Source organism: Stieleria sp. (genome assembly GCF_041595215.1).
Classification (GTDB): Bacteria; Planctomycetota; Planctomycetia; order Pirellulales; family Pirellulaceae; genus Stieleria; species Stieleria magnilauensis.
In genome coordinates this window covers 1-8363 of sequence record NZ_JBFHKV010000297.1, presented here as the reverse complement: position 1 = coordinate 8363, position 8363 = coordinate 1, and the positions used below count along the sequence as shown (strand labels likewise).

Annotated in this window: 8 protein-coding genes and 1 tRNA gene; 5 read left to right on the top strand and 4 right to left on the bottom strand. The window is 59.2% G+C overall.

The genetic code is table 11. From position 1 onward, the window contains the following. Window positions 1-124 precede the first annotated feature (124 nt). The 3 genes from rplD to rpsJ all read right to left on the bottom strand — a co-directional run bounded on the left by rplD (window position 125) and on the right by rpsJ (window position 2018). The gene (gene rplD / locus ABX749_RS13355; RefSeq protein ID WP_145219199.1) at window positions 125-769 is read right to left on the bottom strand and encodes a 50S ribosomal protein L4; all 645 of its coding nucleotides are present in this window, start codon (window positions 767-769) and stop codon (window positions 125-127) included. Between the two features lie 5 nt (window positions 770-774). Continuing rightward, window positions 775-1428 (bottom strand): 50S ribosomal protein L3, encoded by a 654-nt coding sequence (gene rplC, locus ABX749_RS13350; protein ID WP_372896418.1) that lies wholly within the window; start codon window positions 1426-1428, stop codon window positions 775-777. 263 nt (window positions 1429-1691) lie between these two features. Beyond that, window positions 1692-2018, bottom strand: a complete 327-nt coding sequence (gene rpsJ / locus ABX749_RS13345) for a 30S ribosomal protein S10 (RefSeq protein WP_095738333.1) — start codon at window positions 2016-2018, stop codon at window positions 1692-1694. Window positions 2019-2376: 358 nt separating this feature from the next. Between rpsJ and ABX749_RS13340 the strand changes: the two genes are divergently transcribed. Beyond that, window positions 2377-2565: a hypothetical protein gene (locus ABX749_RS13340; RefSeq protein ID WP_095738334.1), complete on the top strand. Its 189-nt coding sequence runs from the start codon at window positions 2377-2379 to the stop codon at window positions 2563-2565. A 655-nt stretch (window positions 2566-3220) separates the two neighbouring features. Here the strand turns inward: ABX749_RS13340 and ABX749_RS13335 are convergent. Beyond that, window positions 3221-3293 (bottom strand) — tRNA-Gly (locus ABX749_RS13335). Window positions 3294-3568: 275 nt separating this feature from the next. Here ABX749_RS13335 and tig point away from each other — a divergent pair. The 4 genes from tig to ABX749_RS13315 are packed head-to-tail and all read left to right on the top strand — an operon-like array spanning window position 3569 to window position 8158. After that, window positions 3569-5071 carry a trigger factor gene (gene tig / locus ABX749_RS13330; RefSeq protein WP_145219201.1) on the top strand — a complete coding sequence of 501 codons (1503 nt, stop codon included), beginning with the start codon at window positions 3569-3571 and terminating at the stop codon, window positions 5069-5071. 52 nt (window positions 5072-5123) lie between these two features. Next, entirely contained in the window at window positions 5124-6929 is a 1806-nt protein-coding gene (locus ABX749_RS13325; RefSeq protein ID WP_372896417.1) for a SpoIIE family protein phosphatase, read from the top strand. After that, the gene (locus ABX749_RS13320; protein ID WP_095738336.1) at window positions 6926-7195 is read left to right on the top strand and encodes an acylphosphatase; all 270 of its coding nucleotides are present in this window, start codon (window positions 6926-6928) and stop codon (window positions 7193-7195) included. The genes ABX749_RS13325 and ABX749_RS13320 overlap by 4 nt, the downstream gene beginning before the upstream one ends. Before the next feature lie 54 nt (window positions 7196-7249). After that, window positions 7250-8158, top strand: coding sequence for a thiamine-monophosphate kinase (locus tag ABX749_RS13315; RefSeq protein WP_372896416.1), 909 nt, complete (start codon window positions 7250-7252; stop codon window positions 8156-8158). Window positions 8159-8363 lie beyond the last annotated feature (205 nt).

The window sequence follows — 8363 nt, the reverse complement described above, 5'->3', positions numbered from 1 at the left end:
TCACGAGCGGACGCAACAGGATCTGGTGCGGCTCGAGCTTGATCTTCGTTTCCGGCTGGGCAGGTGGTTGAATTCTTGCCATCGCTCAAATTCTTCTTGTATTAGTGTGGGGGTGCGGTTGGACCTAAACGGCCTGCCCGTCGGCAAACGAGCCATCTTTGATCTTGTCCAACGCCGCCTTGGTGACCAGCATTCGCTTGGGCTTGAGCACCGACAGTGCGTTCAGCTGGCGAACCGGCTGCACGTCAACTCCGGGGATGTTTCGGCCGCTCTTGTAAACCGCGACATCTGCATCGGCGGTTGCGACGAGCGTGGTAGTCGATTCGAGGCCCAGGTTTTTCAGCGTCGACGCCAGTTTTGACGTTTTGGGCGCGTCGTAGCTGAGTTGGTCGATGACCAGCATCTCGCCGTCGTCGATCTTGCTGCGGATCGCCATACGGGTGGCTCGTCGCAACGCTTTCTTGGGCAATCGGTAGCTGTAATCGCGTGGTTTGATCGTCCGTGCAACACCACCGCCGCGGCGAACGTTGGTTCGCTTGGAGCCGGCTCGGGCGTGGCCGGTGCCCTTTTGGCGGTACATCTTTTTGTTGGTGCCGCTGACTTCGCCACGGGTTCGCGTGTTGTGAGAACCCTGGCGATTGTTCGCCTGGTACATCACCACTGCGTCGTGGAGCAGTTGCTTGCTGATTCGGTCCGCAATCGCGGCTGAATCGATTTCGTAGGTTCCGACTTCTTCGCCGGACTCGTTGACGATTGAGAGTGTTGCCATCGGGACTAACCCACCTTGTTCGTTTGACGGATCGTCACCAGGCCACCATTCGGCCCGGGGACGGAGCCGCGGATCAACAGCAAATTGTCTTCGGGGACGACTCGAACCAGTTCCAGGTTTCGCGTGGTGACCTTGGTGTTTCCATATTGGCCCGCCATGCGAATGCCTTTAAACAGGCGGCTCGGCGACGCACTGCAACCCGTACCACCGGCGTGGCGGTGTACTTTCTTGACACCGTGGGTGGCTCGTTGGCCCGAGAAATTGTGGCGTTTCATGACGCCGGAGAAGCCGCGGCCCTTGCTGGTGCCGGTCACGTCGACGCGTTTGACACCGTCGAAGATTTCCACCGTGACCGTGCCGCCGACCGACAGGTCGGTTTCGCCGCGGAATTCGCGGATGAAGCGTTGGGGCTCGCAGTCAGCTTTTTCAATCAGCTCGACGCCTGCGTCGGCCCGTTTCTTGGACCGTTTGCTGTCGAGTTTAGCGACGTGACCGCGTTCGGCGCGACTGGCCAGTCGGCGTGGTTTGTCTTCAAAACCCAATTGGACAGCGCTGTAGCCGTCGCGATCAGCAGAGCGAATCTGGAGCACATTGCACGGGCCGGCCTGGATCACGGTCACGGGGACGACGGTACCGTCCTCTTCGTAGACCTGAGTCATTCCGATTTTGCGACCAAGTATTGATGGTGACATAGCTCTAGCACCCCGGCTTTCGCCGTGGTCATTTATCGCTCGTATCTGGGTTTTGAACTTCTCGCCCCGAACCGGAAGCTTGCGTTGTCCGCGGTGTGCGGTGGCAGCTAGGGTTATCGGGAGCGATATCCGTTCATGCGGAATACCGGACCTAAAAACTTTGGGGCATCGACCCGCACCGCTTCAGGCGGTGAGGCAAGGGCGAAACGTCGCGACGAGCGACGTTCGTGCTATCGAGCCGAAGCTTTGATTTTGATATCCACCCCGGCGGGTAGACTCAGTTTGTTCAGTGCTTCGATCGTCTTGGCGGTTGCCTGGACGATATCGATCAAGCGTTTGTGGGTTCGGATCTCGTACTGCTGACGAGCCTTCTTGTTCACAAACGGACTTGAAAGCACGGTGTAGCGTTCGATGCGAGTCGGCAACGGGATCGGCCCGTGGACTTCGCTGTGAGTTCGCTTGACCGTATCCACAATCTCCTGGGCACTCTGATCGAGCACGGAGTGATCGTATGCTTCCATACGGATCCGAATGACTTCGTTGGCTCCGGCTGACACAGTACGCTTCCAGTAAATAATGAGTGGCGAAACAAAGGACGGTGCACCTGGCCGCTCGGCGAGGTGTTTCCCGGGCGACGTTCGTCTCACGGGAGGGCGAGAATGTAGGGGCGGCTCTGGTGAGCGTCAACGGCTCTTCGCAAAAACTGATGAAAAGTTTCTTCAAATTGGTTGGCGTGGGATTTCACGGGGGTTAGCGAGGTCGCCGGTTCGCTGCAAAACCGCCGCCCTGGGCGATTTGCCACGTCGACACGCATCTGCCGGGCCGGTATCAGATAAGTGACAGCCAATTCTCGCTGCTGAACGGAATGATCGGTGGCGGAATGGCGAAACTGAAATCAGATGGAGTATTTGTATCGTGAATCAGCTCGGCGGGCTTTGGCGTGACACTTGGTGGGTTTGGATCGGGTTTCTCGTGCTGACGGTGGTGTTGGCCGTTACCGTTGGCAGGTTTTTCTATCTGCTGATCCCCTGTTTGCCCGTGCCCTTTGCCTATTTTGCCTTCAACCGCTACGACGAGCAGGGAAACGAGAAGGCGGATCTTTGAGAGCGTGGGGGCAGCGGCTGTTTAGTACAGGGGCTACGGGCGCTTGGTGGTCGTTGGATGCCCCCGGATGGGGTCAAAGCCAGTAGCCGGAGGTGAGCGGAGCGACGCCTCCGGATATTCGGTCCCCTGTCTCACGCGACCCCGGAGGGTGTCGAAGCAAATCACGTTCGAGCCCTCGGGCCCGGCCCGCCCCGCCGATTGGACCCGCCTCTCGATCGACTCTCTCCGGAACGCGAACTGCGTCGCCGCCGGCGAATTGATTTGCTGCGACCCCTCCGGGGTCGGTGGGCTTCGGGCGGCGGGCTTTCCGGAGGTGGCGCTGCGCTGACCTCCGGCTACTCGCTGTCATCCCTCCGGGATACCCGGTTCGCTAACGCGAATCGGCTGGTATCGCTCGCAATATCAGCCGTTTGGCGCGGGGCCTGCGGGCCCAGCGAATGCGAAACCGGGCGATGCCCGAACGCTGACGCGAATCGGCTGGGATCGCTCGCGCTATCAGCCGTTTGGCGCGAGATCTGCGGGCGATCGGTGATCGCTGGCAGGGCCATGGCGGGGCAAGGCCAGTCGCCGGAGGCGACGCAGGTGTCGTGCCGGCGTGCCCGAGAAATGAAAAAGGCACCCTCGGCCGAGCCGGGGTGCCTTTTTCGCATTTGAGAGCGGCTGATGGGATTCGAACCCACGACAATCACGTTGGCAACGTGATGCTCTGCCAACTGAGCTACAGCCGCGTCATTTCTGTCAGTGCGGGGAGATTATCAACAGATTGTGAGAATCGGCAAGCCCTCGGGGAAACTTGAGGCAGATTGTTTTCAGAAATCCTGACGAATGTGCGAGAATGGCCGGAAGCAGCGTAAAATCGCGGCGGTGACTTGCCGATTTTGACTCGACCGCGATAGATTACGGGCTTCTCCAGCAAACAGAGCATTTCGCTGCAGCGAAAAAACGCTTTGCGGCAGACACACTAATTTTGTTCACCCCGTTCCCGTCCAAGGTGCGTTACAGGATGTCCACGTCCATAGATTCCCCCGAAAACGCCGAAGAAGCGACCCCTCTCCAACTGGAGGTCCAGGTCAGTTCCCCGCAGGCGTGTGTCCGCGATGTTGTCGTGACCGTTCCCGAGTCCGAAGTCAAACGCTACCTCAAAGACGCGTATGATGAATTGGTGCCGGAAGCTCAAGTGCCCGGTTTCCGCAGCGGTCGTGCACCGCGGCGTCTGGTTGAAAAGCAGTTCAAAGACCGCGTGGTCGAGCAGGTCAAAGGCAAGCTGCTGATGGACAGCCTTTCGCAGGTCACCGAAAGCCAAGACTTCTCGGCGATCAGCGAGCCTGACTTCGACTACAACTCGATCCCCGATCCGGGCGAAGGTCCGTTCTCGTTCCAGTTCTCGATCGAAGTGCGTCCCGAGTTTGAAACTCCCAACTGGAAAGGGTTGGAACTGACCAAGCCCGTCGAAAACATTGACGACGAGGCGGTCACCGCGGCGTTGCAACGGGTCCTGAAAGACCGGGCTTCGTTCGAAGCGACCGACGAGCCGGCAGAACTGGGCGACAAACTGGTCGTCAACATTCGCTTCAAAGAAGGCGACGAAGTCATTTCGACGATGGAAGAAGAATCCATCACGCTGGCTCCGGCACTGTCGCTTAGCGATGCCGTGTGCGAATCCTTCGGCGCTGATGTCGCCGGTAAGAAGGAAGGCGATACCGTCACGACGGCCGTCACGCTCGGTGATTCCGACGACGAGGCGGACAGCGCTCGCACGATCACCGCCGAAGTCGAGTTGGTCGAAGTCCAGAAGCTTGAAAACGTCGAGCTGACCAGCGACGTGCTCGAAGAACTCGGTGACTTTGAAACCGAAGAAGAGCTTCGTGAATTCGTCAAAGATTCGCTGGTCCGTCAAGCCGAGTACCGCACGCAGCAAGCCGTTCGTCAAAAGGTGACCAACCTGTTGGCCGAGTCGGTCAGCTTTGAGTTGCCCGAAGACTTGGTTCGCCGTCAGACCAATCGCGAATTGCAACGGCGCGTTTTGGAAATGCGTCGCAACGGGTTCGACGACACGACGATCCGCGGCATCGTCAACGCACTGCAGCAGAACGCGCGTGCGTCGACCGAGGCGGCATTGCGTGAGCACTTTGTGCTCGAGCAAATCGCTGAAGAGGAGTCGATCGACGCCGAGCCTCAGGAATTCGAAAGCGAAATCATGTTGATCTCGCAACAGTCCGGACAAAGTCTGCGGGCCACCCGGGCTCGGTTGGAAAAGACCGGTCAAATGGATGCGCTGCGGAATCAAATCGTCGAGCGGAAGGTGATCGAGTTGGTTGTCGAGAACGCCAAGGTCACCGAAGAAGAAATTTCGGCCGACATGGATGATCCGAACAAGGACTCCTATCCGGTCTCGCACAGCGTCTTCGGGACGAAAGCGGAGTCGGAAATTCCGGAAGCGAAATACGAGGACAATAGTGCCCCCGAATCGCCGCTGCCGGGATCGTCCGAGCAAGACAAGGATTGATTCGGACCTGGTTCTACGAGCACCGGCAACCTTTTGAGGGGCCAACGGATCGATGGCGTTTTTGTCAACTAGTGTCGGAAGCAGTTCACTCGATGCAGGCGTCGACTCCGCCGCTGGCGCGCTCAGCGGCGGGCCGGAACGCTTTGAACTGGCCGAAGAAGAGACGTCGATCGGACGCCATCCCGATTGCCACATCGTGGTCGATGCCGGTGCGGTCAGCCGATTTCATGCCAAGGTCGTTCGTCAGAATGACCAATTCACGGTGTTCGATCTGGGCAGCCGAAACGGCACCTTTCTCAACGGTCAGTTGCTCTCCGGCGGCCAGGTGCTGCGTGAAGGCGACCGCATCCGGATCAGCGACATCGAGCTGATCTTTCACGGCGATAGTTATCCCGAATTCGCCTCCAGCGGCGCGGCGGAATTGACGTTCAGCGGTTCCAGCTTCGGAATCGTGATGGTCGACGACGAATCGGATAACTCGCGCGTCGTCTCGCCGCAGGTGGAGTTCGAAAAGTCGGGCGAAGGCCTGAAGATGAGAGCGACGCCCGAGGCGAAGCTCGAAGCGTTGTTGAAGATCAACCGCAACCTCAGCAACACGCTCTCGCTGGACAGCGTGTTGCCGGGGATCTTGGACAGTCTGTTCTCGATCTTTCCGTCGGCCGACCGCGGTTTCATCGTGATGGAAACCGAAGACGGCGGGTTGCAGACCCGCTGGATCAAAACCCGTCAGGCCCGTGACGAAACCGAAACGGTGCGGATCAGTCGCACCATCATTCGCCGCGTGATCTCAAGTGGTGAAGCCCTGCTGTCGTTCGACGCCATGCAGGACAGCCGATTCGATAGCAGCGAGTCGATCGCAGACTTTTCGATCAAAAGCATGATCTGCGCACCGCTGGGCGATTCCGAAGGCAATCGGTTCGGTGCGATTCAAATCGATTCGACTCAAGGGCGTGGCCAGTTCGTCGAAGAGGACATCGATCTGTTGGCCGGCATTGCGGCCCAGGCAGGTATTCTGATCACCAATGCTCAGATGCACGAACGGGCCTTGCATCAACGCGAGGTGGAACAAGACCTGAAACTCGCGACGGACGTTCAAAAGGCGTTCTTGCCGCAGCGGTCGCCCGACGCAAACGGCTATGCCGTCGAAAGCTATTACCAGGCCGCCAATCACATCGGTGGCGACTACTTCGACTACATCCACTTGGCCGACGGAAAAATCGCAATCGTGGTTGCCGACGTCGTCGGCCACGGCGTGGCGGCGGCGATGTACATGGCCAAGTTGTCCGCCGAGACGCGGTTCTGCTTGGCCGGGGAGCCCGACGTCGCACGGGCGATCGAAAAACTGAACGATCGCATGAGTGAACTGGGCGTCGAGCGATTTGCGACGTTCTTGCTGGTCGTCATCGATCCGGCCAGCCCCAACGTGACGATCGTCAACGCCGGGCACATGCCTCCGATTTGGCGGCACGCACGCACCGGTGAGATCACCGAACCAGGTGGTGAAGAATCGGGGTTGCCGATCGCGATCTATGCGGGAATCGAATACGAAGCCGTCAGCGCGGAGGTGGAACCCGGCGATGTGCTGTTGCTGTACACCGATGGCGTCAACGAAGCGATGGACGCCGATGACAACGAGTTCGGGATCGAATCGATTCGAAAGCTTGCCGCGATGGAGAGCGAAGCCGGGGCGATCAAAGACCGCGTCGTCCAGGCGGTGATGAAGCACGTCGGTGACGCGCCGCCGTTTGACGACATGTGCATGGTCGTGATCCAGCGGACTCAGCCTGCCGAGCCACCGCCAGAGGCCGAACCGGTGGACACGGTCGATGGCGATGAGATCGATACGGCGCTGCAATGAACGTTCGATTGATCGCACGCTACCGTGGTCGCGTTCAAGGCGTCGGATTTCGAGCGACCGTGCTGTTTCACGCCAACGGCCTGGACATCCATGGCTTCGTTCGCAATGAGCCCGACGGAAGCGTCTTGGTCGACGCCGATGGGACCAAGAGCCAATTGAAGGAACTGATTCGTCGGATCGATTCGCGGCCGGCCGGTTCAATCGACGATTGTGACGTGACGTGGGTGGATTCGTTGCAGCGGAACAGTGGGTTTTCGATCGGTTAGTGTGATTTCGTTGCAGGCCAGCCAGCAGGCTCACCCGGAAGGTGGATTTGGATCATGGAACAGTCTTTTCTCGCATATTTAAAAGGTCGCACGCGGTCGTTGCCGCAGGTCACCGTCGGCATCGGTGACGACGCTGCCGTGATCCAGTCGCCCGCCTCGCCGTCGATTGTCTGCACCGACCAGGTCATTGACGGGGTCGATTTTGCCATCGATGAACACGACTTGGCGGACGTCGGTTTTAAAGCGATGGCGATCAACTTGAGTGACATCGCGGCGATGGGAGCGATCCCGACCAGCGCCCTGGTCACCCTGGCGTTGCCCAAACAAAACGCGACGAAGATCGCCGGCGAGGTTTACGAAGGAATCCTCGAGTCTGCCAAACAGTTCGATGTCGCCATCGCCGGCGGGGATCTGTCGACCTATGACGGTCCGCTGGCGATCAGCATCACCGTGCTCGGCCACGTCCCCGACGGCGATCCCTGGTTGCGGAGCGGCGCCGTCGAAGGCGATGTCGTGTTGGCCAGCGGCAGCTTTGGCGGCAGCATCGGTGGACGGCACCTGAGGCCGACCCCACGCATCGAACTCGCCTCCGCCATCCGCAAGCTCGCCACCATCCACGCGGCGATCGATGTCAGCGACGGCCTGTCCCTGGACCTGGATCGGATGTGTGCCAGCAGCGGCTACGGTGTCGAATTGGACGTCGACGCGATTCCGATCCACACCGATGCGATCAAGTTATCGGCCAAAACCGGACGTGAGCCGTTTCAACACGCCTGGAGTGACGGCGAGGATTTCGAACTCCTGCTGACCGCCGCGCCGGCCGACGCCGAGCGACTGCTGTCGGCGGACCTTCCCGCCCCGCTGACCGCGATCGGAAAAATCGTCGGACGCACCGGGCTGTGGAAAATCCATGAAGGCAAGTACCTGAGACTCTCGCCGCAAGGTTACTTGCACGGCGAGTGAGGCCGCGGCACTGGGCGGCGGAGGTGCGATGCCGAAGTAATCGGTTGATCGAAGAATGGGTTGGTCAAAAAGTGGGTTGGTCAAAAAGTGGGTTGGTCAAAAAGTGGGTTGGTCAAAAAGTGGGTTGGTCAAAAAGTGGGTTGGTCAAAAAGTGGGTTGGTCAAAAAGTGGGTTGGTCAAAAAATGGGTTGGTCAAAAAATGGGT